Origin of the sequence: Variovorax sp. KK3 (assembly GCF_001984055.1) — a bacterium.
Classification (GTDB): domain Bacteria; phylum Pseudomonadota; class Gammaproteobacteria; order Burkholderiales; family Burkholderiaceae_C; genus Variovorax.
Genome location: NZ_LYVO01000003.1, coordinates 77,173 through 100,640, shown reverse-complemented (window position 1 = coordinate 100,640; position 23,468 = coordinate 77,173). Strand labels below are relative to the sequence as shown.

Below are 23,468 nucleotides of genomic sequence, written 5' to 3'. Positions count from 1 at the left end.
CCGCAGCGCGTAGCGCGGAGGTTTTTCAATGAGCGTCAATTACAACGTCGACGACCACGTCGCCACCGTCGTCATCGACCGCCCCGAGGTCATGAACGCGGTCGACATGGCGACCGAGGCCGAACTGCTGCGCATCTGGTCCGACATCGAGCAGCGCGACGACGTGCGCGTGGTGGTGCTGGGCGCCACCGGCGAGCGCGCCTTCTGCGCCGGTGCCGACCTCAAGAACACGTCGAACCTCAAAGGCGTGGAGTACTGGGGCGCCTCGCGGCCCGGCGGCTTCGGCGGCATCGCGTTGCGCGAGACGCTGGACGTGCCCGTGATCGCGCGCGTCAACGGCCTGGCGCTCGGCGGCGGGCTCGAGATGGTGCTGGGCTGCGACATCGCCGTGGCCTGCGAGGAAGCCAGCTTCGGCCTGCCCGAGCCGCTGGTCGGCCGGCTGCCGCTCGATGGCGGCATGGTGCTGCTGCAGCGGCAGATCGGCTTCAGACACGCCATGGGGATGATGCTCACCGGCCAGCGCGTCGGCGCTGCCCGCGCCGCCGAGATCGGCCTGATAAACGAGGTGGTGCCGCGCGCCGAACTCGACAACGCGGTCAACCGCTGGGTGCAGCAGATGCTGGCCTGCGCGCCGCTGTCGCTCAAGGCCATCAAGCAGGTGGTGCGCCGCACCGGCACGCTGACCCCGCTGCAGGCCCACGGCCAGCGCCTGCCCGCGCTGATGGCCGCGCTGCGCTCGGAAGATGCCGACGAAGGCGTGCGCGCCTTCCAGCAGAAGCGCAAGCCCGTGTGGCAGGGCCGCTGAGGACACCGCCGTGGCCCATGTCATCACCGCCGCCTGCGTCGACATCAAGGACGGCGCCTGCGTGAAGTGCTGCCCCGTCGACTGCATCTACGAAGGCGGCCGCACTCTGTACATTCACCCCGATGAATGCATCGACTGCGGCATCTGCGTGTCGGCCTGCCCGACCCAGGCCATCTACGAAGAGTTCCGGCTGCCGCCGGAGATGGGCCACTGGATCGCGATCAACCGCGAGTTCTTCGCGCCCGAGGTCAGCGGCCTGGGCTCGCCCGGCGGCGCCGACGGAAGGCGCGTCGCCAGCGACCACCCCAGCGTGCTGGCAATGGAGGCAGCGGCCACGGCAGCAGCATCGGCCGGCTGACGCGGAGACACACTCCGCCTTCAGGAGGGCCATGCCATGCATGCCAGCGTCCTGAAGTACTTCATCGAGGTGGCCAGCTGCGGATCGGTGCGCAAGGCATCGGAGCGGCTGTACGTGGCCGCCAGCGCCATCAACCGGCAGATCCACAAGCTCGAAGACGAGCTCGGCGTCGAGCTCTTCGACCGCCTGCCCAACGGATTGAGGCTCAACCCCGCGGGCGAGCGGCTGCTCAAGCATGCGCAGGAAACGCTGCACCAGTTTCAGGTGATGCGCACCGAACTCGACGCGCTGCGCGGCGAGCGCACCGGGCACGTCAAGGTGGCGGCCATGGACTCCTTCTTCGAAGAGCTGCTGCCCTCGGCGGTCGAGGAGTTTCTGCAGATCTTCCCCGCCGTGACCTACACCATCGCGTCGAGCCAGCCGATGGAGGTGCCGCAGATGGTGATGTCCGGCCACGCCGACGTCGGACTGAGCTTCGTGAGCCGGCTGCCGGGCGGCGTCAAGGCCGTGTGCCTGGCCGACTTGCCGATCGGCATCGTGATGCCGCCCGGCCATCCGCTGGCCAAGCACGAGCGGGTGGCGCTGAAGGACTGCGCGCCCTACCCCTTCTTGCGCAGCAGCTCGCACCCGGTGATCAGCGCCACGCTGTCGGCCGAATTCGCCGCCTTCTGGGACGACATGGAACCGGCCGCGACCTGCAACTCGACGCCGCTGCTCAAGCGGCTGATCATGGGTGGCAAGGGGATCTCGTGCTTCTCGAAGATCGCGTTCGTCGAGGAGCTGCGGCGCGGCGACCTGCTGTGGCGGCCCTTCGCGCTGCCTGCGCTCGACCAGCTGCAGGTCGGCATCATCGTGCCGACACAGCGTGCGCTGCCGCACGTGACGCAGAACTTCGTGGGGCGCATGGCGCGGAGGCTGACGCAGCTGGAAATGAACGCCGCCGCACTGTGACTGCGCTCCTGTCCCCGCATTGCTCACTCTCCCTCTGGGAGAGGGGCAAAACCGGGCGCAAGCAGCAGAGCGACGCAAGCCATCGGCTGACAACCAACCCGCACGCCCCGGTACCAGAATGACTTCACCGGCCCGCCAGGCCCAAGCCCTGAAGGAGACCCCGTGAAGCTTCGAACCCTCTGCCTTGCACTGGCATCCCTTGCTCTCGTTGCACTCGCCGGCTGCGACCCCAAGCCGCAACCGCCCAAGGCCAGCGCCGCACCGCTGGTGCAGACACCCGCCTGAGTTTCGTTTTGCACTGAAGCCGTAGCGGCAGCCCGCTGTCGCAGGTCGGCTGGCACGCGGCTGTGACAAAAGCCTCGGCCACGCACTCATTCGCACGGCGTGCCGCCGCATACCTGACAGCTACTCACATTTTTGCTCCTCTGCCGATAAGATTCCGCGCGGATCGAGGGAACCGGCCGGCACAGGCCGGAACAACGAGGAAGAAAAGAGTGAAGTCTGCTTATCAGATCCTGGGTGTGCCGGGCAATGCGACCGCGGCCGACATCGAGGAGGCCTTCGGACGCGCACGTGCGTTCTACACGCCCCAGAAGATGGCCGAGGATTCCCGCTTTGCCGAGCAGTTGACCGAGGTCAACGATGCCTACAAGGTTCTGCGCGACGCCGACTCGCGCCAGGCGCACGACAGAAAACTCGCCAGGCAGGCGTCGTCGTCGCCCTCGCGACCTGCCGCCTACACCACCACCGTGATCGAGCGCGAATCCGGAATGCCACGGGCGCTGGTGATCATCGGCCTCTTGGCGATCGCGCTCTTCGCAGGTGGCGTCATCGTTCAGCAGCGCCGGCAAGCAGCGCAGGCCGAGCTGGCGGCCAAGGAACTCGAGACGGCCCGGCAGAAGGCCGCAGCCGAGGCCGAGCTGCGGCTGGCCGCGGCACAAGAAGCAAGCGACAGGTCCCGCCGAGAGGCCGCGCAGCTGGCCCAGGACCAGGCCTTCAGGCGCGAATCCGACGCAGCGGTCGCCCGCGCTCAGAACCTGCAGGCGCGCCAGGATTCGCTCGTCGCGCAACAACGCGCCAACGAACTACGCGAAGAACAGCGCAAGGAACGGGAGTTCAGGGCCGACGAGCAACGGCGCATCAACGAAAGCCAACGCCGCATTGCCGCCGACCGGCAACGCATCCGCGAGCTTTGCTTCATCAACTACCGGCGCCACGACTGTTGATCGCACAGCCCGGCCGGCCGCCGGGCATTCACTTGCCCAGGTGATCGCGCACGTCCTGCACCGACGTGCCGACGGCTGCGACAGCCAGGCGAAGCTCGGTCTCGCTCACGCCCAAGGCATCGGTCCACTGGTCGACCTCACGCAGATCGGTGACGTCGATGATGTTCACGCGGGCGGTGTCGGCCAGCGATGGAATGAACAGCCTGGCGGAAGAGGTCATGGGTTGTTGCATGGTCAGGTCCGGAGTGCGAGGAAGGAAGTCGATGCAAAGCGTGCCGCACGCGCGGGCCTGGGCTCGTAGGAAAAACCAGCATCGTCCTACCGGCCTCCGACGGACGTGATCAGGCCCAGGCCGTTGGCCACTCAGGCCCGCCTGAACGAGAAATCGCACTTTCGCTTGCCCACCCGCTGGCCCGTGCCCGACGTGCCCTCGAAATTCGCCCGCACCCGGTAGCTGTAAGGCTTGCCGCGCTGCGCGTTGTTCACCGCATAGGCCGGGTTGTTGATGATGCCCTCGAGCCGCAGCGCCGCGCTGCCGTCCGGTGCGATGTTGCCGGTCAGCAGATGGAAACTCGGCTCGCCCTCGGTGCCATGCGTGCCGCGCAGCATGCCGTCGCGCACCTCGGCCGGGAAGCGGTGCACGTAGCCCTTCGCACCGTCGTCGTCATCGTTGTGGGGCGGACAGGTCAGCGTGACGTTCCACCGGCCATCGAAACCCTGCGTGCCCTCATTGGCTGCCCACGACACGGAAGGCGCCGCAAGGGCCAGGCAGGCCAGCATGTGGACGAGGGCTCGGGCGACACGCATGGGCTTCTCCAATGCGGCCCGACGGGCGGTGCGGCATCCTCGCATCCACAACCGGTGCCCGCAAGCGCGCGGGCACGGCTCAGGCGTAGTTGGTCGCCCGGCGCCGCTGGTAGGAGGTCGCGGCCAACCGGCTCAGCAGTTCCAGCTCGTAAGCCTCTTCCGCCTCGCGCAGGCTGCGGGCCGCACGCTGCACGACGTAGACATCGAACAGCGCATCGACGGCCGACTGCCATGCCTGTGTGTTCTGCGCCGAGGGGGCCGGAACGTTGATGCCGTTGCGGCGAAGTACGCCAGCCTTGGAAACCGTGTCGAGCATGGAGCCGCCCTCTGGTTGATCGATGTTGGAGCTTGTGGATGGCAATCTAACAAGCACGCAACGGGCCAACATCAACCAGTTGGCGTATGCGCATGTCGGACAAAAGGAAGGGCTTGGTGAGTTACTCGACCTTTGGGGGTGGAATGAAACGGGGGCGGCTTTTTTAGTTGGCTCGTCTCGGCAACGCCGGCGCACGACGCAAACGGGCAGGCCGCCCAACCCCTTACGCCCCCACGCCGCCCGGCTCGCGACTGGCGGCATTGCCTGAAAGAACGGCGTTGTCACGGACACATGCGTCCGAGCACCCCATGCGACACACTCCCCCTTGCGGCCTCGACGATCGCGGCCGACGCCTTTTGAAAGAGGACGCGATGCAACTGATCCATGAGTTCGACTACCAGCTCGACATCGACGGCCCCGCAGCCGCCTCCGACGGAAGCAGCCCGAGCCCGCGCAGAACATGGTGGGAGATGAAGAAGGCCACGCTGAAAGGCCCTCGCCTGAGCGCCACCTCCCTCATGCCCGGCATCGACTGGTTCACGCCGATGCCCAACGGCTTCGGCCGCCCGCACGTGCGCCTGCCGTTTCGCACGGACGACGGCGCCCTGGTGCTGCTGGAATACCACGGCATCGTGCATGCGACCTCCCGCTTCAACGACGCGGTGGCGCGCGACGAGGGCACGGAGTGGAGCGACCAGTACATGCGCATGGCCATGTTCTTCGAGACCGAGTCGCCGCGGTATGCGTGGCTGATGGAAAGCATGTTCATCGCGCGTGGGCGGCTACGGGGGGCGAAGGTGATTGAGTACCAGGTGTTTCGGTTGGAGTGACCGCGGGGCTCGCGATGCTGGCAAGCGATGGCGCCGGGCCATTGACGACGCAAAGTGCGGCGTGGCTAACCCGGAGATGCGCCTCCGGATCGCAAAGCAACGGGATGAAAGCGAGGGCGTGCTACGGGTCCTCGCGATCGGCTGAGTCCAAGGCATTGGCCAATGCTTGACGGCCTTGCGGAGTGATCTCGGTAACGTGGACGCCGACCTGCCAGCTGGCGCCGACGGGAGTCTCTTGCAGGAAGCCGGTCGCGTAGCCGGCTCGAAAGAGCGTCCGAAAGCGTTCAATATCCGAGTCATCAATCAGGATGACCGGGAAGCGTTGAGCGCTAGCGATCTGACGAAGCAGTTCCAGGGACATGGTGCGCCGTTGAGTCACGACAACAGGGGTGAATTGAAAACTCGGCAACAAACGCACGGCTCAGACGCCGATGGCACCTGACGGGCGAAATATTGTGACTTAAACGCGGCTGACTTAAAAGCTACAAATCGCGAGACTGCGCGCAGTGTCTCGCCAAGCCCACCCCACCGGCCCCGTCGATCTCTCGGCACGAGAGATGTTGGCCACCAATCTCATTCGGCTGAGAGCGGCGCGGGGTTGGTCGCAAGAAGCGCTTGCCCTTGAGGCGGGGCTGCATAGAACGTTCGTGGCGCATGTGGAGCGGCAGGCGCGGAACATTTCGCTGGATAACCTAGAGCGCTTGGCCCGGGCTTTGGACGTTGCACCTTACAGGTTGCTCAAGGCGTAGCGCGTGGCGGCCCGACCAACGACTTGCGTGAAAGTTACATTGCCTATATGAAGTTGCTAGAGCCTGAGTGCGATCAATCGCTAACGCGACATGACTAGCAACTCGCCGCCGCAAGGCGGGATTTCCGAGCGTGGCCATAAGTTGCTTGGGCAATTGGCTTGCTCAACCCGACTTACTACTCGGGTCGCGGAGCAGCATCGACTCGGGATCAGTGCATCCACAAGGTCTTCATACGCCCATTCGCTTCGCGTTTAATAACTGACGCGAGTTTGTATTGGCATTGTCCGGTAACATGTTTTCACGCAAGAGTGGAGATGGGAGGATATGGAGTTGTTAGACCTAAGACAGCAAGGCGTCGATGCCTCTGCTAGCTTCGCCCGCGTTGTCATCCGGATCAAGGTCGATCACCTGCACACGCAGGTCAGCGCCTTAGATGCCAAAGACCAGTTTTCGCCGAAGATGCGGCGCCCGATCAAGATCAACTTCCAACCTGGAGCCCCAACTCACGTGCTGAACGCTGCCGGTGACGTCGAGCCGATCAAGGCGAAATGGTGGTCCTACTCGACCTGCCGCGTCCAGTTCGATGCCGAACGAGTTTTGGCAGTCGCACGGAACCTTTTTGGTTTGAAACGCCATGCGATGCGGTACTCGCTGGAGCCACACGACGCGATCAGCCGCACTTGCACAGTTCAGCTATTCGCTGGCTTGCAGCCTGCAAACAGCGCAAATCTGGCGAACAGCAGCATGAAGATTAATGCTGTAAGCCTGGGATAGATTTTGCTGCTGCCCAGCGCACACTCGCTCTAAAGGAGCCCAAGTCATGTTGACCCATCTTCGCATCCGCAACTTCAAAGCCTGGGCTGATACCGGGAGCATTCGACTTGCGCCGTTGACGGTGCTTTTCGGCTCGAATAGCTCTGGCAAATCAAGCCTCGGACACTTGCTCCTGGCCTTGAAACAAACTGTGCTATCAACGGATCGAAAAAGGGCGCTTCATCTCGGCGATGCAAACAGCCTGATCGACCTCGGCACGTTCGCAGATTGTTTGCATGGTCATGACATGTCTCTGCCGCTGTCGTTCATTCTTGGGTGGCGCGTCCCTGGAGGAATCACTGTCCGAGATGCGCTGGCAAGCGCTAAGGCCAAGCAGTTCGCTGGGGACCAGATCGAGCTTGGCGCTCGAATTGTGGCGACTTCAACGCAGCAACCCGAAACGGAAAAATTTCGCTATCGAGTGATTGATTCCGGCACGAACATTCTTGAAGTAATTCACTCCCGCAAGAATGGGGGTGGCAATTTGACATCTGAGCCGCTTCGTCTCGTCCATGCCACAGGCAGAAAGTGGCCGGCTGAACCACCGGAGAAGTTCTATCGCTTCACCGACCGGACTCTGTTGCGCTATCAGAATGCTGACTTCTTGGCAGACTTTGCGCTGCAGACAGAGCGCGTGTTCAGTCAGTTTTTTTATCTTGGGCCCCTGCGGAAGCACCCCGAACGTGTCTATCAGTGGTCCGGCGACACTCCGGCCGACGTTGGCATGCAAGGAGAGTCGGCGATCGCAGCACTGCTGGCCGCGACACAAGAGGGGCGGCAACTTAATCGCGGGCATCGGCAGCGCAAACAGCGCTTCGACACCTTTATTGCTGCGTGGCTGAAAGAACTGGGTGTGATCTCCGACTTTTCAGTGAAGCCAGTGGCGAAGGGCCGCAAGGAATATGAAGTTCTGCTTCGCACGCATGAGGATGCACCAGAGGTGAAACTCACGGACGTTGGATTTGGTGTTTCGCAGGTTCTGCCTGCGCTGGTTCAAGCCTTTTACGCACCGCCAAATTCAGTGATCTGGATGGAGCAGCCCGAGATCCACCTGCATCCTCGCGTTCAGTCAAACTTGGCAGATGCATTGATCTGCGCGGTCCAGGCCTGGGAAAGCGGCAGTCCGCGCGGGACGCAGCTTATCGTTGAAAGCCACTCTGAACACTTCTTATCACGACTTCAAAGGCGGGTGGCGGAAGGGACTATCGCGAAAGAAGATGTTGCGATCTACTTCGTAACTCGCGAGGGGCAGACGGCACAGCTCGAGGGGTTGGGGCTCAACGACGACGGGGAGATCGAAAACTGGCCCGAAAATTTCTTCGGCGACGAAATGGCAGACGTGGCTGCACGAATGCGTGCAGTTCAAGAGCGACGGCGCAAAGCAGCTGCGTTAGGGTCGGAGGCAGAGTGATGCACGTCGTTGTAGATACGAACGTGATTTTGGTTGCGAACGGCTCTCATGCCGATGTGTCGCCGGACTGCGTCATTGAATGTGTTGATCGCCTTGAGAAGCTGATGAAAAATGGCAAGGTTGTCATTGATGATGCACATCGAATTCTGAGCGAGTATCAGAACAAGACAACTCCCATCAAAAATAAGCGACCTGGCGATGTCTTTGTCATGTGGCTGCTTAGAAATGCCGCCAATGTTAAACACGTCGAGCGCGTTACATTAAAAGAGCCTGAGCCGGATTTATTTGACGACTTTCCGGATCAGGCGCTGCAACTAGCAGTCGATGCGCCCGATCGCAAGTTTCTTGCGGCTGCCGGCGCCCATCCTCGGCGCCCCGATGTTTGGCAGGCAACCGATAGCAAGTGGTTGGACTGGTGGCAGCCTCTCAAGGCTGCAGGCGTGGCCGTTCAATTTCTCTGCGGTGACGACCTTTGCAAGTTCTACGCCAAGAAGTTCCCGGGTCGAGACATTCCGCCGCTCCCATGATCGATGCATTCTTTCGCTTTCCGCATACGCCGCATCTAATGTGGCTCGGAGAGGGTGCGCCCCGTCATGACAAGGTCTTGTCCGGGCCAGAAGCTAAAGCACTGCTGGCAGGTGATGTTGTCGTTGAGGAAAAGATCGACGGCGCAAATCTGGGATTCTCACTTGATCGAGCGGGGCAATTGCGAGCGCAGAACCGCGGACAATACCTTCAAATGCCGTATGGGGGCCAGTTCTCAAAGCTGCTGCATTGGTCTGCTGTTCACAGCGATGCTCTGGTCACCGCTCTCCCGCCCGGGTGGATCGCATTCGGAGAATGGTGTGCCGCCAAGCACTCCTTGACCTATGACCGCCTCCCAGATTGGTGGCTCCTTTTCGACCTTTACGACTCTTCGAATCAAAAGTTTCAGTCTACGAGTGCCCGTGCTGCGTTTGCGAAAAACGCGGGTATAGCCACGGTTGCAGAATTGTTTCGTGGCCAAATCAAGCTGCATGAACTTCGCGCGCTTTTGTTGGAGACACCAAGCAGGTATCGCGCAGGGCCAATAGAGGGCCTTATAGTGCGACGAGAGGATTCCGGCGCGACGACTGCTCGAGCAAAGCTCGTTCGACCAGATTTCACTCAGGCGATTGAACGGCACTGGCGAAGTCGGCGAATTGAATGGAACAGTTTAGGCTCAGCGTCTGCCGACTCCCACGGCCTTTGAGATACGACTTAAAGGCCGAACACACGAAACTCCTGCACCTTCCTGGTTGGAGATTGGCCCGCCGAGGACGTCTTTATTGGTTCTGATCGGAACTAGCGCTTTGAAGCCCGCCACCGTCATCAGCTTGACCACACCGAACTCGCGCGCGGCCTTCACGGCGTTGATGAAGTCCTGGTGCTCTGTTATCCGCGTCTAAGCACCACCTTCAGCGGTGCCGGCCGGCGCTTCGATTCGTCGAATGACTCAAACCACCGCAACCTGCTGCTCAGCAACCTCGTCAGTCCAAACCTTGAACCCAGTGAGCTTGTTGCTGCCGAACGCAGTGGAGAGCGCCACATCACAAGCATCCCGCCCGCGCGCCATCAAAATTCGCCCAATGCGAGGAACGTTGTTTCGTGCGTCGAAGGTGTACCAGCGGTCGCCGAGATAGGCCTCGAACCAGGCCGCAAAGTCCCCTGGCGGATACGGGGGCGGCGTGCCGACATCGCCGAGGTAGCCCGTGCAATAGCGCGCGGGAATGTTCATGCATCGGCAAAGCGCGATGGCCAGATGCGCGTAGTCGCGGCATACGCCCTGCCCCTCTTGATACGCCTCGAACGCGCTGCGCGTGCGGCTGGCCTTCAGGTAGTCGAACTTGATGTGCTTGTGCGTGAAATCGCAGATCGCCTGCACCCGCTCCCATCCCGCTGGGGTGCGTCCGAAGCGCTCCCATGCAGCGTCGGAAAGCTTGTCGGTGTCGCAGTAGCGGCTGCCGAGCAAAAACGGCAATGTCGCATCCGGAAGTGCCTGGACAGCAACCTGCTTCGCGTCCTTTGCGACGACATCGGCAACGCCGGTGTCCGTGACCAGTGCGTCGGTGCTCAGTCGCATTTTTCCTGCAGGCGCAACCAGGCGGGTACACCAGTTTCCAAAGCCGTCCCTGAAGCCGGTCGTCTTCACCATCGGTGTGACAGACAGGGCGTCCGGACGAATGAGGTCCGAGGCGCGCTCGAAGTGGATGCTGAGCAGGAGCAGCATCGGTGTGGGCTGGACGCACTCGTACGTCATCTCGAAGCCGACGTGGAATTTCATGGGAGCCTTTGAGTTGTGTGCGCTTGCAAGGCTCGTTGCGCCGCCGGGGCCCGGTCGCATGGGATCAACGCCGGCTCTTCTTGGCCGATGGCTTCGACTTGACCGCCGCCCGTGTGGTCCCCGTCCAGAAGTCGACGATCTGCCGGCTGAGGTCAGCCTGCGAGCTCGCCACCTGACGCTTGGCGGCAGCCGTAGCCTGGCCACGCGCTGATCCCGCTGCCTTGTTGGCTGCGCTCAGCCACATGCTCATCAGCGGGTTTTTCTTCGTCCATGGGTTGCTCATTGCGTGCTTTCGTCAAGGACCGAAGTCGAAGCGACTATGAAGCACTGCGCTCCCCATGCTGCAGCGCAGCGTTTCACCTGACTTGACGTGGTTGGCGTCCTACCTTGCGCACGAGCACGGGACTGGCCGGCCGCTTGCGGCGGTCCGTGCGACCACTGAGACCCTCAGGAACTCAGTAAGCGTTCCTAGGCCGGCGGTTCAACGTCCGGCCTCGAACTCATGACAACTGCAGCGGCCAACCGATCACTTCCACATCCCGCACCGACTCAACTCCTTCGACTGAAACACCTGCTCGCCCGGCAACGTCGCCACGTGCTTGTAGTAGTCCCACTCGCGCTTCGACTCCGCCGGCGCTTTCACCTGCATCAGGTACATGTCGTGGATGTACCGGCCGTCCGGCCGGATGTAGCCCTTGGCGAAGAAGTCCTTCTGCGGCGTGCTCTTCAGGTGCTTCATCACCACATCGGCATCGAGCGAGTTCACCGCCGTCGCGGCCTTCAGGTAGGTCATCGTCGCGGAGTAGTTGGCCGCATGCAGCTCGGTCGGCATGCGCTTCGCCTTGGCCATGAAGCGATTGGCGAAGGCGCGTGACTCCTCGTCGAGATCCCAGTACCAGCTGGTCACCAGCAGCAGCCCTTCGGTGTTCTTGAGGCCCAGCGACTTGATGTCGGTGGGGAAGACGATGAAGCCGGCCACCTTCATCGACTTGGTCACGCCGAACTCGCGCGCTGCCTTCATGGCGTTGATGAAGTCGCCGCCGGCGTTGGCGATGCCGAGCACCTGGGCCTTGGAGTTCTGGGCCTGCAGCAGGTTGGACGAGAAGTCGGGCGCGTTGATGGGGTGCCTCGACACGCCGACGACGGTGCCGCCTTTTTCCTGGATGACGCGCGTGGCGTCGGCTTCGAGCGCGGCACCGAAGGCGTAGTCGGCCGAAAGGAAGAACCAGCTCTTGCCGCCCTGGTCGGCGATGGCGCTGCCGATGCCGCGGGCCTGCGCGACGGTGTCGTAGGCGTAGTGCACGGTGTAGGGGGTGCAGCGCTCGTTGGTCAGGGCCGAGGTGCCGGCGCCGTTGGCGAAGAAGGGAAACTTTTTCTCGGCGGCCACGCTGGCCATGGCCAGGCCGGCGCCGGAGTTCGATCCGCCCACCAGCATCTTCAAGTTGCGGGTGTCGAACCATTCCCTGGCCTTGGCGGCGGCGATGTCGGGCTTGTTCTGGTGGTCGACGCTGAGCAGCTCCATCGGCCGGCCGAGCAGCTTGCCGCCGAAGTCGTCGATGGCCATCTGCACGGCGATGGCGCCGTCCTTGCCGTCGCCGTCGGCATAGGCGCTCGACATGTCGGTGATGAAGCCGATGCGCACGGCTTCTTGCGCGTGGGCGGTGGTGGCAAACGTGCCAAGGGCGCAGATGGCGCCCAGGGCTATGGCGCCGCATGCCGCGGCCTGGTTCAACTTCATGGCGATGTCTCCTCGGTGGATGGAACTCGAGAGCGCAGGGTCGCGCAGCGGCTCAGGCGCCCAGCTTGCGGGCGATCAGGTCTTTCATGATCTCGGTGGTGCCGCCGTAGATGCGCTGCACGCGCGCGTCGGCATGCATGCGTGCAATCGGGTACTCGGCCATGTAGCCATAGCCGCCGAAGAGCTGCACGCATTCGTCGGTGACCTTGCCCTGCTGCTCGGTGCACCACCACTTGGCCATGTAGGCGGCCTCGTCATCGAGCGTGCCGTCGAGCAGGCGCTGGATGCAGTCGTTGACGAAGGTGCGCACCACGTGCGCGAGGGTGGCGCACTCGGCCAGCTTGAAGCGCGTGTTCTGAAAGTCGAAGACCGTGTGGCCGAAGGCCTTGCGCTCGCGCGTGTACTCGACGGTGAGCTCCACCGCGCGTTCGATGACGGCGGCGGCGGGCACGCACAGCAGCGTGCGCTCGTAGGGCAGCTGGCTCATGAGCTGCACGAAGCCGTTGCCGGGCACCTCGCCCAGCAGGTGGCTGGCGGGCACGCGAACGCCGTCGAAGAAAAGCTCCGCCGTGTCCGACGCATGCTGCCCCAGCTTCTCGAGCCGGCGGCCGACGCGAAAGCCCGGCAGGTCTTGGGTTTCGAGCACGACGAGCGACACGCCGCGGCTGCCCGCATCGCCGGTGCGCACGGCCACGACCAGCAGGCTGGCGCTGAAGCCGTTGGTGATGAAGGTCTTGGCGCCATCGATGACGTAATGGTCGCCGTCGAGCCGCGCGCGGGTGCGCAGCGCCTTCAGGTCCGATCCGCAGCCGGGCTCGGTAAGCGCGATGCCGGCGAGCAGCTCGCCGCTGGCCATGCGCGGCAGCCATCGGCGCTTTTGTGCCTCGGTGCCGTAGTCCAGGATGTAGTGGGCGGCCAGGTTGTGCACGGCCGTGTTGGCGGGCATCTCGGCGCGTGCGAACTCGTCCTGCACCACCATCTGGTAGGCAAGCGAGGCGCCGGCGCCGCCGTACGCTTCGCTCAGCTCGGGCAGCAGGAAGCCCATCTCGCCGAAGGGCCGCCACACCTCGCGCGGAATGAAGCCCTGGCGGCGCCAGCCGTCGAGCTGCGGTGCGAGTTCGTTCGTGACGTAGCGGCGCACCTGCTCGCGAAACGCGTCGATGCTCTCGTCCATCCACGCGTGGCGATGGAGCCGGGGCAGCAAGGGGTGCGACATGTTCTTGCGCTGCCGTTCAAATGCCGGTGAGGCCGCCGCTGCAGGTCAGCGTCTGGCCACTGACGTAGTCCGACTCGGGAATGCAGAGCATGTACACCGCGCCGGCCGCCTCGTCGGGCGTGCCGCCGCGGCCCAGGGGAATGCTGCGCTCCATCATCGCCATCAGGTCGGCGTTGATGCCGACCTTGATGTCGCGGCCGTCGATGTTGGCGGTGGACGCTTCGGCGGTGCTGTGCGTCAGGCGCGTCTGGATGAGCCCGTAGGCCACGCAGTTCACGGTGACGTTCATGCGGCCCCATTCCTTGGCCAGCGTGGCCGTCATGCCGGTGATGCCGGCCTTGGCCGTGGCGTAGTTGGCCTGGCCGGCGTTGCCGAACAGGCCGGCCATCGACGAGATGTTGACCACCTTGCGCACGACGCGGCGGCCGGCTTCGGTGTCGGCCTTCGACAGCGCGCGCAGCACGGGCTGCGCGGCGCGCAGGATGCGAAAGGGCGCGGTCAGGTGTACGTCGATCATGGCGTACCACTGCTCGTCGGTCATTTTCTGGAGCACGTTGTCCCAGGTGTAGCCGGCGTTGTTGATGATGATGTCGAGGCCCTTGAACTCGCTGACCGCCGTGCCGACGAAGCGCTCGGCGAAGTCGGGCGCCGACACGCTGCCCACGCAGGCGATGGCCTGGCCGCCGGCTTCGCGGATGGTGCGCACGGTCTCGTCGGCCGGCTCGGCGTCGAGGTCGTTGACGACGACGCGCGCGCCCTCGCTGGCCAGCTTGAGGGCGATGGCGCGTCCGATGCCGCGGCCCGAGCCGCTGATGAGGGCGACCTTGCCCTCGAGCTTGCGTGTCATGTGTTCGACTCCGTGTTCGTGTTGGGTGATTGAATGGGAAAGCTCAAAGCGGGGAAGCGTGAGGCAGCGTCAAAGCAGCGCGACCAGCGCATCGCCCACGATGCGCACCTGGCCATGCTGGTTGACGCTCGACAGCTCGACGCGCACGCAGGCCTCGCCGTGGTGCTCGAGCTTCTCGGCCACGCGGCCGGTGCAGCGCATGGCGTGGCCAAGATGCGTGATGCCCTGAAAGCGCACGCTGTACCGGCGCAGCCGGCCTTGCGGTGCCCAGCCGGTCAGCACGCGGCCCAGCCAGGCCATGCCGAGCATGCCCTGCGCAAAAACGTCGGGCATGCCCGAGCGGCGTGCGAAGTCGAGGTCGATGTGGATCGGGTTGTGGTCGCCCGAGGCACCCGCGAAGAGCGCGAGCGTGGTGCGGTCGACCGGCGGCAATTGCACGTCGGGCAGGCTGTCGCCGACCTGCACCGCGGCGAATGTGGGAAATGACATGGGGCTTCCTGTTGCGGTACGCCGCTAGTGCTTGCAGACGATCACCGTGCGCAGCTCGGCGACACGCTCGCCGCGCTGGTTGGTCGCGACCGACGACTTGACGACGAATTCGAGCGCACCGTTCTTCTTGTCGTAGATGTCGGTGATGCGCGATTGCACCGTGACCGTGTCGCCCGCGCACACGGGGGCGTGGTAGTCGAAGCTTTGCTCGCCGTGCAGCAGCTTGGCCAACGGAATCTGCAGCTGATCGAGCAGCCGGTCGGTCGCGCCTGAATCCAGCTCCGCCGCGAACAAGAAGGTGGGCGGCGCGGGAAGGTCGGCATAGCCTGCCGCGCGCGCGGCTTCGGTGTCGGTGTAGACGGGGTCGGTCTCGCCGATGGCCTTGGCGAAGAAGACGAGGCGCGTGCGCTCGATGGGCAGCACAGAAGGCGGCAGCTCGTGCCCGATCCATTGGCGGTCGATCATCGGGTCAGACCTTCTCGTACAGGGTGACGACGCAGGCGCCGCCCAGGCCCAGGTTGTGCTGCAGCGCGAGCCTGGCTCCCTGCACCTGGCGTTGCTCGGCCGTGCCGCGCAGTTGCTGCACGAGCTCGGTGCACTGCGCCAGGCCGGTCGCGCCGAGCGGGTGGCCCTTGCTCAGCAAGCCGCCCGAGGGGTTTGTGACCACCTGGCCGCCGTAGGTGTTGTCGCCGTCGATCACGAACTTCTCCGCGCCGCCCTCGGGGCACAGGCCCAGCGCCTCGTAGCTCAGCAGCTCGTTGTGCGCGAAGCAGTCGTGCAGCTCGACCACGTCGACGTCGCCCGGCCCGATGCCCGCGGCTTCGTAGACCTGGCGCGCGGCATCACGTGCCATGCTGAAGCCGACCAGCTCGCGCATGTCGCGCGCCTCGAAGCTCACGGGCGTGTCGGTGGTCATGGCCTGCGCGCGGATGCGCACGCCACGGTCGATGTTGTGCGCAGCGGCGAAGGCCTCCGAACACACGATGGCGGCCGCGGCGCCGCAGGTCGGCGGGCAGGCCATGAGCCGGGTCATGACACCGGGCCACATCACCGGCGAGTTCATCACGTCGTCTTCAGTCACCACCGTGCGGAACAGCGCCATCGGGTTGTGGGCCGCGTGCCGGCTGGCCTTGGCGCGGATCTTCGCGAAGGTCGACAGCTGCGTGCCGTGCGCTTCCATGTGAGCGAGGCCGGCACCGCCGAAGTAGCGCAGCGCGAGCGGAATGTCGTCCTTGCCGACCAGCTCGCGCGTGGCGTCGTCGAAGCGCTCGAAGGGACTGGGCCGGTCGTTGAACACGGCGCCGAGCGCGCCGGGGTTCATGTGCTCGAAGCCCAGCGCCAGCACGCATTCGGCCGCGCCGCTGGCCACGGCCTGGCGCGCCAGGAAGAGCGCGGTCGAGCCGGTGGAGCAGTTGTTGTTGACGTTGACGATGGGGATGCCGCTCATGCCCACCTCGTACAGCGCACGCTGGCCGGCGGTGGAGTCGCCGTACACGTAGCCGACGTAGGCCTGCTGCACCACCTCGTAGCCGATGCCGGCATCGGCCAGCGCGGCGCGGGTGGCGGTTGCGGCCATCTCCGGGTAGGGGGCATGGGTGCCCGGCTTCTTGAAGGGGATCATGCCGACCCCACCGATGTAGACATCACGGCTCATTCGATTGCTCCTTGTCGTTCGGGCATGCGGCCCACTTCAGGCTACCGCGCGCTCGCGGCCTTCCCAGTAGGGTTTGCGCAGGTTCATCTTGAGCACCTTGCCGGCGCCCGAGATGGGCAGTGCCTCCACCACTTCGAGGCTGCGCGGGCATTTGTAGCCGGCGATCAGCGTCTTGCAGTGCGCGATCAGGTCGGGCGCCGACAGCGTCTGGCCCGGCTTGCACACGACCACGGCATGCACCGACTCGCCCCATTCGTCGCTGGGGATGCCGATGACCGCGCAGGCCGCCACGGCCGCATGCTTGGCGACGGCGTTCTCCACCTCGACGGAGTACACGTTCTCACCGCCGCTGATGATCATGTCCTTCAGGCGATCGGCGATGAAGACGAAGCCGTCGTCGTCCATGTAGGCGCCATCGCCCGTGTGCATCCAGCCGTTGCGCAAGGCGGCGGCCGTCATCTCGGGCTGGTTCCAGTAGCCCTGCATCACGTTGGGGCCGCGCACAGTCACTTCGCCGACGGTGCCGCGCGGCACTTCGGCGCCTTGCGCATCGACGATCCGCACCTCGGTGACGTAGCTCGCGCGGCCGGCCGAGCGGTGCTTGCCCAGGTGGCGCGATTCGGCCTTGTGATACAGCGGCGAGAGCACCGTGGCCACGGGCGAGAGTTCGGTCATGCCGTAGCACTGCGTGAACTCGACGCCCGGCAGCGCGGCCATGGCGCGGTCGAGCACCGCTTCCGAAATCGGCGATGCGCCGTAGACGATGGCGCGCAGCGCGCTCAGGTCGCGCTCCTTCTTCATCGACGGGTGGTCGACCATCATCTGGATCATGGTGGGCACCAGCAGCAGGTGCGTGACGCGGTCGCGCGCCAGCGTGTCGAGCACCAGCTCGGGCGCGAAGGCGGGCACGATCGAATGCGTGTTGCCCTCGAGCCAGTGCGGGCCCGAGATGCCCATGTCGGCCAGGTGGAACATGGGCGCCGCGTGCAGGTACACGCCGCCCGGCACGGCCAGCCCGCCGGCCAGCGACATGAGCGACGAGCTCACGATGTTGGCGTGGCTCAGCATCACGCCCTTGGGGAAGCCGGTGGTGCCGCCCGTGTAGAAGATGCCGGCCAGGTCTTCGCCGCTGCGCAGGCAGTCGACCACCGGCTGAGCGGCGGCCACGATGTCTTCGTAATGCAGCATGCCGGCCGGCGCCTCGCCGCGGCCGTGCTTGTCGCCGCAGTAGATGACGTGGCGCAGGCTGCTGGCCTGGTCGCGAAACTGCGCGAGCAGCGGGATGAAGGCGTCGTCGACCAGCAGGATGGTCGAGCCCGAGTCGTTGAGCGAGTACAGGATCTCCGCTGCCGACCAGCGGATGTTGCAGGGGTTGAGCACGCCGCCGCCCCAGGGCACGCCCATCTGGTATTCGAGGTAGCGGTCGGAGTTGAGCGACAGCATCGCGACCCGGTCGCCCACCTGCATGCCCAGGCTCTGCAGCGCGCCGGCAAGGCGCGCCACGCGGTCGGCGAACTGGGCGTAGCTGCGGTGCCGGTCGCCGAAGCGCGACGCGATGCGCTCGGGGTTCTGCTGCACCGCGCGGTGCAGGCCTTGGGTCATGTACATGGTGTCGTCTCCTGTGGCTCGGGTCTTTGCCGCCGACGTCGACTGCGGGAATTCGCGGGTCGCGTGCCGATGTGGGCTCATGTTAGAAACCCCGGGCCGCACGGGCGATGGCGCATCGCACCGATTCGATGGCAAATCACGTCACGCTACGTCTGGCCATGCAGCAGCCCCATCCACATCCACCGCCGCTCCTGCGGCCGCCGGCGACCGTGCCCATCGTGTTCGTGCAGGGCATGCTGTCGGGCGTGCCGCAGGCGAGCGAGATGCGCACGCGCTGCCTGGTGGATGTGGGCATCGCACCCGAGCTGCTCGACGAGCCCGGCGCGCGCGTCACGGCCGAGCAGTACCACACGCTGTTCCGGCTGCTGATGGACCGGCTCGACGACGAATGCCTGGGCCTGCTGTCGCGGCGCCTCAAGCGCGGCAGCCTGGCGATGCTGGTGCGGGCCGCGGCCGGTGCGCCCACGCTGCAGGCGGCCATTCGCCGCGTGGCGCACATCTTCAGGCTGCTGCAGGACGACGTGACGCTGCAGCCGGTGCGCGCGGGCGACGGCGCGAACGAGCTGGCGGGCCTGGCGATTCGCCTGGTCGACCCCGCGGCACGCACGTACGAGCCCTTTCTGCACGAGCTGCTGCTGCGCATCCTGTGGCGCCTGTGCGCGTGGCTGGTCGGCGGGCAGCTGCCGGCGGCGCGCTTCGACTTCGCCTTCAACAGCCCCTCGTATGCCAGCCAGTACGGCAAGGTGTTTCCGGCGACGCTGCATTTCGGCTGCAAGGAGTCGGCCTTCTGGTTCGCCGCGGGCCGGCTGGCCGACCCCATTCGCCGCGACGACGCGGCCGTGCGCGCCTTTCTGGCCGACGCGCAGGCGCAGATGATCGTGCCGCGCCGCGGCAACGACGCGGTCGGCGCGCGTGTGCGCGAGCACCTGCAGCGCACCATGCCCGCCTGGCCCGACCTGGGCGCCACGGCCGGCGCGATGAGCATGTCGGCGTCGACGCTGCAGCGCAAGCTGGCGGCGGAGGGCACGTCCTTCCAGTCGCTCAAGGACGAGCTGCGCCGCGACATGGCCATCGTGCGGCTCAACACCAGCAGCGTGCCGCTGGCGCAGCTCGCGTATGACCTGGGCTTTGCGGACAGCCCGGCGTTCCAACGGGCGTTCAAGGGCTGGACGGGCAGCGCGGCGGGTGCGTATCGCAAGGGCGCGGGTTGACCGGTAGACTCCGCGGCTTTCTTTTTTGCAGAGGAGCGACCGGCGATGGCTGTCTCGGACACCGGCCCTTTCTTCCACGGCACGCGGGCCGACCTGCAGGTGGGCGACCTGCTCACCGCGGGCTTTCGCTCGAACTACGACGGCAGCGTGGTCATGAACCACATCTACTTCACCGCCTGGCCCAAGGGCGCGGGGCTGGCCGCCGAGATGGCGAAGGGCGACGGCCGTGGCCGCGTCTACATCGTCGAACCCACCGGCGCGTATGAGGACGACCCCAACGTCACCGACAAGAAGTTTCCAGGCAATCCCACACGCTCGTACCGCAGCCGGGAGCCGCTTCGGATCGTCGGCGAATTGGAGAGCTGGGAGCCCTTCGATGCGGAGTACATCCGGCAGCTCAGGGAGCGCGTGCGCGTCGGGATGGGGGAGATCATCAACTGAAGGCCGCCACCAGGGCGCGATGTGCAGTGGGCTGCTGCCGGCCGCTGGCTGCTAGTTGATCTCTCCAACCCTGAACTCCACCCGCACCGCCTTCTTGGTTTCGCCCTTCTCACCCATCTGCTCGCGCATCCACTTTTGCGCGAACTCGCGGACGGTGGCCTCGGCCGACGGCATCTGCTGCTGCAGGTACTCCGCCCGCTGCGCCCGTTGCGCAAGCTCCGGCCCGAGGTTCTTCAACATCATGTCGCGGTTGGCCGCAACGCTCGGCGCGATGAGGCCGCCGCGCTCGCTGCTGAACTCGGCCTTCGACAGGTCGATGCCGGGTGGCAGCCGCGGCTCGGGTGCCGGCACGCTGAGCACGTAGGTGTCGCCCTGCAGCCTCAAGGTCCAGGTTTCCGCGAGCGGAATGCGGTAGGTGTAGTGAACCGGCAGGCGCACCTTGCCGACACGCTGGCCGCAGTCGATCCACGCGCAGGTGTAGGTCGAGCGCCACCCGAACTCCTCGTTCTTCACGAGGGTCGACACTTCGAGCGTGCCGCCGGGCGTGCGCAGGACGATGACTTGCGCGGGGTCGAGCGTGGAGACTTGCTTCTCGACGATCGCGAAGGGCGCCGGGCGCAAGTACAGGAACAGGCCGACCGCCAGCGCAGCCGCAATCAACCACGGCGCTGAAGACCGAAGCAGACCGGGTTTCGACGGGTGCTCTGCCACCATGGACGTCAAGCCTTCTGTGATCCGAGAAGTTCGCCGAGTTGGGCGACCACGTTGGTCCGGGCCCGGCTGATGTGCTGATCGCTCAGTCGCACGGCGCGCTCGGCGTCGCCCTGGGCAATGGCATCGGCAATGGCCTGGTGCTCGTCCCAGATGGTGGCGCGACGCTTGGCCGTGCGGTGCACGGCGCCCATCACGCGACGCAGATGCATCCAGTAGCGGTTGGCGCTTTCGGCGATGAGCGGATTGCCCGACGCGTCGTACACGGCGTTGTGGAAGGCCAGGTCGGCATCGATGATGGCCTTGAGGTCCGAGCCTTCGGCAGCGATGCGGCCACGCTCGATCAGCGCCGGATCGATGGCGTGGCGTGCCTTGGCGGCGAGACGCGCGGCGAGCGCATCGAGGGCGCTGCGCACTTCGTACACCTGGCCGACCCATGCCGGGTCGAGCTGCGCCACCTGCACGCCCCGGCCCGGCGCGTCTTCGATGAGCCCGTCTTTCTTGAGCAGCCGCAGCGCCTGCAGCACCGGAGAGCGCGACACGTGGAGTTGCTCGGCGATCTCTTCCTGTGTGATGCGTTCGCCGGGGGCCAGGGAGCCGTCGGCGATGGCGTCGAGCAGCACCCGGTACACCGTGTCCACGAAATCGGACCGGACGGGGAGCTTGTCGACGAGAAGGCGCATCGCGTCAGTTTAGTTTGGATACAGAGCACAAAGAACAGACAACCTTGGCCATGGCCTGCAAGCACCGACCTACAGACAGCCACCGCCACATTCGCGAACATGGCTTTCGAACAGGAGATATCCATGTCGGATGCCAACAAACAAACCCTCGAGAAAGCCAACGCAGCCATCACCCAAGGCGACTTCGAAGGATTCCTGAAGTTCTGCACAGAAGACACGAAATGGATATTCGTGGGTGACAGAACACTCGACGGCAAGAAGGCGGTTCGCGAATGGATGCCGACCGCGTACAAGGAGCCGCCCACCTTCGACGTGCATCGCCTGATCGCCGAGGGCGAATTCGTCACGGCCATCGGCGAGATCACCTTGAAGGACGACGCGGGCAAGGCGACGACGCATGCCTACTGCGACGTCTGGCGCTTTGAAGATGGCAAGCTGGCCGAGCTGCACGCCTTCGTCATCGAAGCCCGCCTCGACTGACCCCGCGTTTCACTGGCTCGCGCTCTCGACCAGCCCCTGAATCAACCGCAGCCGCGCCGACGAGCGCAGCCACAGGATGCCGAAGCGACGCGGCTCCGAAGGCAGCGGCAGCGCGATCTTCGCGATGCGTTGGCCGTCGAGCAGCGGCGAGGCGATGTCGGGCACGATCGACACACCCAGGCCCCGGTCCACCATCATCGCGATGGCCAGAAGCGAGCTCAGCTCGAAGCGCTCCTGCGGCACGATGCCGGCGGCGCGCAGGTAGCGATCGGCCTGCTTGCCGCCGCCCAGCGCACGGTCGTAGCGGATCAAGGGCGAGGTGCGCAAGAGCTCGTGCGGGTCGCGCCGCGCGAGCCGGGCCGGTGCCAGCAGCACCAGTGGCTCTTCGCGCAGCAGCGACCAGTCGAAGGTCTTGGGCAGCGCGAAGCTGGGGTGCAGGCACACCGCCGCGTCCAGCTCGCCCTGTTGCACCGCCTTGTGGAGCGCCGCGGTGTTGCCCGACTGCAGGAACACCTTGACGTTGGGGTGCGTCTTGACGAATTGCGCCAGCATGGTCGGCAGCACGCTGTGCAGCGCGGTGTTGATGGTGCCGATCAGCAGTTCGCCGCCGGCCTGGCCGCTGCCCAGGAAGGCCTTGATGTCGCTGACTTCGCGCAGCACGCTCCGCGCCCGCTGCACTAGTTGATGGCCGGCCTCGGTGGGTTGCACCGTGCGGCCGGCGCGCGCGAGCAATGGCGCGTTGAGTTCGCGCTCGAGCGTGCGGATCTGTTGCGCCACCGCGGCCGGGGTGAGGTCGAGCCGGCGCGCGGCCTCCGACATCGATCCGCACTCGACCACCAGCAGAAAACTTTGCAGGTAAGCCGTTTCCATGAACAAACATTTTCTATGACCTGATCATAGAAAGCATGTGTTTTTCTTTCTTCGCGGCAGGCACATACTGCGGGCCATGAGAAGCAAACTGTTCGTTCCGGGCACCCGCCCCGAGTTGTTCGCCAAGGCGCTCGACAGCGCGGCCGACGGCATCTGCCTCGACCTGGAGGACGCGGTCGCCGAAGCGCGCAAGGACGAGGCGCGCCACGTCGTGCGCGACCTGCTGCAAGGCGACAAGGCCGGCGGCTCGGGCAAGACGCTGATCGTGCGCGTCAACGCCATGGACACCCCGCACTTCGAGCAGGACGTGGCGTGCGTGGTGCAGGCCGGGGTCGACCTGATCAACCTGCCCAAGCCCGAAAGCCCGGACCACGTGCGCGAGGCGGTCGCGGCCATCGCGCGCGCCGAGCGCGCGAACGGCGTCGACCGGCCCATCGGCCTGCTGCTCAACATCGAGACGCCCGCAGCGCTGCGCACTGCAGCCGCGCTGGCCCTGGCCGACAAGCGCGTCGTCGGCCTGCAGCTCGGGCTGGGCGACCTGTTCGAGCCGCTGGGCATCGTGCGGCGCGAGCCGGCCGCCATTCAGCAAGCCATGTTCGCCACGCGCATCGCGGCGGGCGAAGCGGGCGTGTACGCCTACGACAGCGCGTTCGCGGACATCCGCGACGCCGAAGGCTTCAGGGCCGAGGCGATGCAGTCGCGGCGCATGGGCTTCCTCGGCAAGACATGCATCCACCCGAGCCAGGTGGCCGTTGCCAACGAGGTGTTCCGCCCGACCGACGAAGAGATCGCGCACGCGCTGAAGGTGATCGAGGCCACGCGCGACGCCGACGCCAAGGGAGTCGGCGCGTACGTGGTCGACGGGAAGATGATCGACATCCCCTTCGTTCGCCGGGCCCACGCGATCGTTGCCAGCGCCCGCAGCCTCGGCCTCCTGGCCGGCTGAGCGTTC

General features: G+C 65.3%; 31 protein-coding genes. 15 read left to right on the top strand and 16 right to left on the bottom strand.

The window, feature by feature from the left end; genetic code table 11:
- Positions 1-28: 28 nt before the first annotated feature.
- The 5 genes from B0W80_RS02605 to B0W80_RS02590 all read left to right on the top strand — a co-directional run bounded on the left by B0W80_RS02605 (position 29) and on the right by B0W80_RS02590 (position 3,340).
- On the top strand, positions 29-805 hold the full coding sequence (locus B0W80_RS02605) for an enoyl-CoA hydratase-related protein (protein WP_076997538.1): 777 nt from the start codon (positions 29-31) through the stop codon (positions 803-805).
- 10 nt (positions 806-815) lie between these two features.
- Positions 816-1,163, top strand: a complete 348-nt coding sequence (fdxA, locus tag B0W80_RS02600) for a ferredoxin (RefSeq protein ID WP_076997537.1) — start codon at positions 816-818, stop codon at positions 1,161-1,163.
- Positions 1,164-1,199: 36 nt separating this feature from the next.
- A complete protein-coding gene (locus tag B0W80_RS02595; RefSeq protein WP_076997536.1) occupies positions 1,200-2,114 on the top strand; it encodes a LysR family transcriptional regulator in 915 nt (304 codons plus the stop codon).
- 162 nt (positions 2,115-2,276) lie between these two features.
- Positions 2,277-2,399, top strand: coding sequence for a hypothetical protein (locus B0W80_RS36120; RefSeq protein ID WP_256856454.1), 123 nt, complete (start codon positions 2,277-2,279; stop codon positions 2,397-2,399).
- Positions 2,400-2,461: 62 nt separating this feature from the next.
- Positions 2,462-3,340, top strand: coding sequence for a DnaJ domain-containing protein (locus tag B0W80_RS02590; protein ID WP_179106814.1), 879 nt, complete (start codon positions 2,462-2,464; stop codon positions 3,338-3,340).
- A gap of 28 nt (positions 3,341-3,368) precedes the next feature.
- Here the strand turns inward: B0W80_RS02590 and B0W80_RS02585 are convergent, their stop codons facing one another.
- The 3 genes from B0W80_RS02585 to B0W80_RS02575 form a co-directional block, all read right to left on the bottom strand.
- Positions 3,369-3,572, bottom strand: coding sequence for a DUF3606 domain-containing protein (locus B0W80_RS02585; RefSeq protein WP_256856453.1), 204 nt, complete (start codon positions 3,570-3,572; stop codon positions 3,369-3,371).
- Between the two features lie 131 nt (positions 3,573-3,703).
- Positions 3,704-4,147: a hypothetical protein gene (locus tag B0W80_RS02580; RefSeq protein ID WP_143684449.1), complete on the bottom strand. Its 444-nt coding sequence runs from the start codon at positions 4,145-4,147 to the stop codon at positions 3,704-3,706.
- A 79-nt stretch (positions 4,148-4,226) separates the two neighbouring features.
- A complete protein-coding gene (locus B0W80_RS02575) occupies positions 4,227-4,463 on the bottom strand; it encodes a hypothetical protein (RefSeq protein ID WP_076997532.1) in 237 nt (78 codons plus the stop codon).
- A gap of 371 nt (positions 4,464-4,834) precedes the next feature.
- Between B0W80_RS02575 and B0W80_RS02570 the strand changes: the two genes are divergently transcribed.
- Positions 4,835-5,293 (top strand): DUF3237 domain-containing protein, encoded by a 459-nt coding sequence (locus tag B0W80_RS02570; protein WP_076997531.1) that lies wholly within the window; start codon positions 4,835-4,837, stop codon positions 5,291-5,293.
- 121 nt (positions 5,294-5,414) lie between these two features.
- Here the strand turns inward: B0W80_RS02570 and B0W80_RS02565 are convergent, their stop codons facing one another.
- Entirely contained in the window at positions 5,415-5,654 is a 240-nt protein-coding gene (locus tag B0W80_RS02565) for a hypothetical protein (RefSeq protein WP_143684448.1), read from the bottom strand.
- 196 nt (positions 5,655-5,850) lie between these two features.
- Between B0W80_RS02565 and B0W80_RS02560 the strand changes: the two genes are divergently transcribed.
- The 5 genes from B0W80_RS02560 to B0W80_RS02540 all read left to right on the top strand — a co-directional run bounded on the left by B0W80_RS02560 (position 5,851) and on the right by B0W80_RS02540 (position 9,497).
- Complete coding sequence (locus tag B0W80_RS02560) at positions 5,851-6,042, top strand: helix-turn-helix domain-containing protein (RefSeq protein ID WP_076997529.1); 192 nt, start codon at positions 5,851-5,853, stop codon at positions 6,040-6,042.
- A gap of 324 nt (positions 6,043-6,366) precedes the next feature.
- A complete protein-coding gene (locus B0W80_RS02555; protein WP_076997528.1) occupies positions 6,367-6,816 on the top strand; it encodes a hypothetical protein in 450 nt (149 codons plus the stop codon).
- A 46-nt stretch (positions 6,817-6,862) separates the two neighbouring features.
- On the top strand, positions 6,863-8,266 hold the full coding sequence (locus tag B0W80_RS02550) for a DUF3696 domain-containing protein (RefSeq protein WP_076997527.1): 1,404 nt from the start codon (positions 6,863-6,865) through the stop codon (positions 8,264-8,266).
- The gene (locus B0W80_RS02545) at positions 8,266-8,793 is read left to right on the top strand and encodes a hypothetical protein (RefSeq protein WP_076997526.1); all 528 of its coding nucleotides are present in this window, start codon (positions 8,266-8,268) and stop codon (positions 8,791-8,793) included. The genes B0W80_RS02550 and B0W80_RS02545 overlap by 1 nt, the downstream gene beginning before the upstream one ends.
- Positions 8,790-9,497 carry an RNA ligase family protein gene (locus B0W80_RS02540; RefSeq protein ID WP_076997525.1) on the top strand — a complete coding sequence of 236 codons (708 nt, stop codon included), beginning with the start codon at positions 8,790-8,792 and terminating at the stop codon, positions 9,495-9,497. Before B0W80_RS02545 ends, B0W80_RS02540 begins: the two co-directional genes overlap by 4 nt.
- A gap of 243 nt (positions 9,498-9,740) precedes the next feature.
- Here B0W80_RS02540 and B0W80_RS02535 read toward each other — a convergent pair whose 3' ends face one another.
- The 9 genes from B0W80_RS02535 to B0W80_RS02495 form a co-directional block, all read right to left on the bottom strand.
- On the bottom strand, positions 9,741-10,568 hold the full coding sequence (locus B0W80_RS02535; protein ID WP_076997524.1) for a transglutaminase family protein: 828 nt from the start codon (positions 10,566-10,568) through the stop codon (positions 9,741-9,743).
- A 64-nt stretch (positions 10,569-10,632) separates the two neighbouring features.
- Entirely contained in the window at positions 10,633-10,851 is a 219-nt protein-coding gene (locus B0W80_RS02530; protein WP_076997523.1) for a hypothetical protein, read from the bottom strand.
- Between the two features lie 243 nt (positions 10,852-11,094).
- On the bottom strand, positions 11,095-12,306 hold the full coding sequence (locus B0W80_RS02525; RefSeq protein ID WP_076997522.1) for an ABC transporter substrate-binding protein: 1,212 nt from the start codon (positions 12,304-12,306) through the stop codon (positions 11,095-11,097).
- A 52-nt stretch (positions 12,307-12,358) separates the two neighbouring features.
- Positions 12,359-13,510, bottom strand: a complete 1,152-nt coding sequence (locus B0W80_RS02520) for an acyl-CoA dehydrogenase family protein (protein WP_076997611.1) — start codon at positions 13,508-13,510, stop codon at positions 12,359-12,361.
- Between the two features lie 28 nt (positions 13,511-13,538).
- Complete coding sequence (locus B0W80_RS02515; RefSeq protein WP_076997521.1) at positions 13,539-14,369, bottom strand: SDR family NAD(P)-dependent oxidoreductase; 831 nt, start codon at positions 14,367-14,369, stop codon at positions 13,539-13,541.
- A 69-nt stretch (positions 14,370-14,438) separates the two neighbouring features.
- Positions 14,439-14,858: a MaoC family dehydratase gene (locus tag B0W80_RS02510; RefSeq protein WP_076997520.1), complete on the bottom strand. Its 420-nt coding sequence runs from the start codon at positions 14,856-14,858 to the stop codon at positions 14,439-14,441.
- Positions 14,859-14,882: 24 nt separating this feature from the next.
- Entirely contained in the window at positions 14,883-15,323 is a 441-nt protein-coding gene (locus B0W80_RS02505) for a MaoC family dehydratase N-terminal domain-containing protein (protein WP_076997519.1), read from the bottom strand.
- Positions 15,324-15,327: 4 nt separating this feature from the next.
- Positions 15,328-16,512 carry a lipid-transfer protein gene (locus tag B0W80_RS02500; protein WP_076997518.1) on the bottom strand — a complete coding sequence of 395 codons (1,185 nt, stop codon included), beginning with the start codon at positions 16,510-16,512 and terminating at the stop codon, positions 15,328-15,330.
- Between the two features lie 36 nt (positions 16,513-16,548).
- Positions 16,549-18,120: a long-chain-fatty-acid--CoA ligase gene (locus B0W80_RS02495; protein WP_076997517.1), complete on the bottom strand. Its 1,572-nt coding sequence runs from the start codon at positions 18,118-18,120 to the stop codon at positions 16,549-16,551.
- Positions 18,121-18,248: 128 nt separating this feature from the next.
- Here B0W80_RS02495 and B0W80_RS02490 point away from each other — a divergent pair, with 128 nt between their 5' ends.
- Positions 18,249-19,331: an AraC family transcriptional regulator gene (locus tag B0W80_RS02490; RefSeq protein WP_256856452.1), complete on the top strand. Its 1,083-nt coding sequence runs from the start codon at positions 18,249-18,251 to the stop codon at positions 19,329-19,331.
- 45 nt (positions 19,332-19,376) lie between these two features.
- A complete protein-coding gene (arr, locus tag B0W80_RS02485) occupies positions 19,377-19,772 on the top strand; it encodes an NAD(+)--rifampin ADP-ribosyltransferase (protein ID WP_076997516.1) in 396 nt (131 codons plus the stop codon).
- A gap of 51 nt (positions 19,773-19,823) precedes the next feature.
- Here arr and B0W80_RS02480 read toward each other — a convergent pair whose 3' ends face one another.
- Positions 19,824-20,486, bottom strand: a complete 663-nt coding sequence (locus B0W80_RS02480; RefSeq protein ID WP_143684447.1) for a hypothetical protein — start codon at positions 20,484-20,486, stop codon at positions 19,824-19,826.
- A gap of 5 nt (positions 20,487-20,491) precedes the next feature.
- The gene (locus B0W80_RS02475) at positions 20,492-21,166 is read right to left on the bottom strand and encodes a GntR family transcriptional regulator (protein ID WP_076997514.1); all 675 of its coding nucleotides are present in this window, start codon (positions 21,164-21,166) and stop codon (positions 20,492-20,494) included.
- A gap of 123 nt (positions 21,167-21,289) precedes the next feature.
- Here B0W80_RS02475 and B0W80_RS02470 point away from each other — a divergent pair, with 123 nt between their 5' ends.
- Positions 21,290-21,646: a nuclear transport factor 2 family protein gene (locus B0W80_RS02470; RefSeq protein WP_076997513.1), complete on the top strand. Its 357-nt coding sequence runs from the start codon at positions 21,290-21,292 to the stop codon at positions 21,644-21,646.
- 9 nt (positions 21,647-21,655) lie between these two features.
- Here B0W80_RS02470 and B0W80_RS02465 read toward each other — a convergent pair whose 3' ends face one another.
- The gene (locus B0W80_RS02465) at positions 21,656-22,516 is read right to left on the bottom strand and encodes a LysR family transcriptional regulator (protein ID WP_076997512.1); all 861 of its coding nucleotides are present in this window, start codon (positions 22,514-22,516) and stop codon (positions 21,656-21,658) included.
- A gap of 76 nt (positions 22,517-22,592) precedes the next feature.
- Here B0W80_RS02465 and B0W80_RS02460 point away from each other — a divergent pair, with 76 nt between their 5' ends.
- Positions 22,593-23,462: a CoA ester lyase gene (locus B0W80_RS02460; protein WP_076997511.1), complete on the top strand. Its 870-nt coding sequence runs from the start codon at positions 22,593-22,595 to the stop codon at positions 23,460-23,462.
- Positions 23,463-23,468: the final 6 nt, after the last annotated feature.

Bases quoted from the DNA above. Each gene is read 5' to 3' on its own strand.
- B0W80_RS02605 (WP_076997538.1), top strand. From the start codon at position 29: ATGAGCGTCAATTACAACGTCGACGACCACGTCGCCACCGTCGTCATC.
- B0W80_RS02595 (WP_076997536.1), top strand. From the start codon at position 1,200: ATGCATGCCAGCGTCCTGAAGTACTTCATCGAGGTGGCCAGCTGCGGA.
- B0W80_RS02585 (WP_256856453.1), bottom strand. From the start codon at position 3,572: ATGCAACAACCCATGACCTCTTCCGCCAGGCTGTTCATTCCATCGCTG.
- B0W80_RS02580 (WP_143684449.1), bottom strand. From the start codon at position 4,147: ATGCGTGTCGCCCGAGCCCTCGTCCACATGCTGGCCTGCCTGGCCCTT.
- B0W80_RS02575 (WP_076997532.1), bottom strand. From the start codon at position 4,463: ATGCTCGACACGGTTTCCAAGGCTGGCGTACTTCGCCGCAACGGCATC.
- B0W80_RS02570 (WP_076997531.1), top strand. From the start codon at position 4,835: ATGCAACTGATCCATGAGTTCGACTACCAGCTCGACATCGACGGCCCC.
- B0W80_RS02565 (WP_143684448.1), bottom strand. From the start codon at position 5,654: ATGTCCCTGGAACTGCTTCGTCAGATCGCTAGCGCTCAACGCTTCCCG.
- B0W80_RS02560 (WP_076997529.1), top strand. From the start codon at position 5,851: ATGTTGGCCACCAATCTCATTCGGCTGAGAGCGGCGCGGGGTTGGTCG.
- B0W80_RS02555 (WP_076997528.1), top strand. From the start codon at position 6,367: ATGGAGTTGTTAGACCTAAGACAGCAAGGCGTCGATGCCTCTGCTAGC.
- B0W80_RS02550 (WP_076997527.1), top strand. From the start codon at position 6,863: ATGTTGACCCATCTTCGCATCCGCAACTTCAAAGCCTGGGCTGATACC.
- B0W80_RS02545 (WP_076997526.1), top strand. From the start codon at position 8,266: ATGCACGTCGTTGTAGATACGAACGTGATTTTGGTTGCGAACGGCTCT.
- B0W80_RS02540 (WP_076997525.1), top strand. From the start codon at position 8,790: ATGATCGATGCATTCTTTCGCTTTCCGCATACGCCGCATCTAATGTGG.
- B0W80_RS02535 (WP_076997524.1), bottom strand. From the start codon at position 10,568: ATGAAATTCCACGTCGGCTTCGAGATGACGTACGAGTGCGTCCAGCCC.
- B0W80_RS02530 (WP_076997523.1), bottom strand. From the start codon at position 10,851: ATGAGCAACCCATGGACGAAGAAAAACCCGCTGATGAGCATGTGGCTG.
- B0W80_RS02525 (WP_076997522.1), bottom strand. From the start codon at position 12,306: ATGAAGTTGAACCAGGCCGCGGCATGCGGCGCCATAGCCCTGGGCGCC.
- B0W80_RS02515 (WP_076997521.1), bottom strand. From the start codon at position 14,369: ATGACACGCAAGCTCGAGGGCAAGGTCGCCCTCATCAGCGGCTCGGGC.
- B0W80_RS02510 (WP_076997520.1), bottom strand. From the start codon at position 14,858: ATGTCATTTCCCACATTCGCCGCGGTGCAGGTCGGCGACAGCCTGCCC.
- B0W80_RS02505 (WP_076997519.1), bottom strand. From the start codon at position 15,323: ATGATCGACCGCCAATGGATCGGGCACGAGCTGCCGCCTTCTGTGCTG.
- B0W80_RS02500 (WP_076997518.1), bottom strand. From the start codon at position 16,512: ATGAGCCGTGATGTCTACATCGGTGGGGTCGGCATGATCCCCTTCAAG.
- B0W80_RS02495 (WP_076997517.1), bottom strand. From the start codon at position 18,120: ATGTACATGACCCAAGGCCTGCACCGCGCGGTGCAGCAGAACCCCGAG.
- B0W80_RS02490 (WP_256856452.1), top strand. From the start codon at position 18,249: ATGGCAAATCACGTCACGCTACGTCTGGCCATGCAGCAGCCCCATCCA.
- arr (WP_076997516.1), top strand. From the start codon at position 19,377: ATGGCTGTCTCGGACACCGGCCCTTTCTTCCACGGCACGCGGGCCGAC.
- B0W80_RS02480 (WP_143684447.1), bottom strand. From the start codon at position 20,486: ATGGTGGCAGAGCACCCGTCGAAACCCGGTCTGCTTCGGTCTTCAGCG.
- B0W80_RS02475 (WP_076997514.1), bottom strand. From the start codon at position 21,166: ATGCGCCTTCTCGTCGACAAGCTCCCCGTCCGGTCCGATTTCGTGGAC.
- B0W80_RS02470 (WP_076997513.1), top strand. From the start codon at position 21,290: ATGTCGGATGCCAACAAACAAACCCTCGAGAAAGCCAACGCAGCCATC.
- B0W80_RS02465 (WP_076997512.1), bottom strand. From the start codon at position 22,516: ATGGAAACGGCTTACCTGCAAAGTTTTCTGCTGGTGGTCGAGTGCGGA.
- B0W80_RS02460 (WP_076997511.1), top strand. From the start codon at position 22,593: ATGAGAAGCAAACTGTTCGTTCCGGGCACCCGCCCCGAGTTGTTCGCC.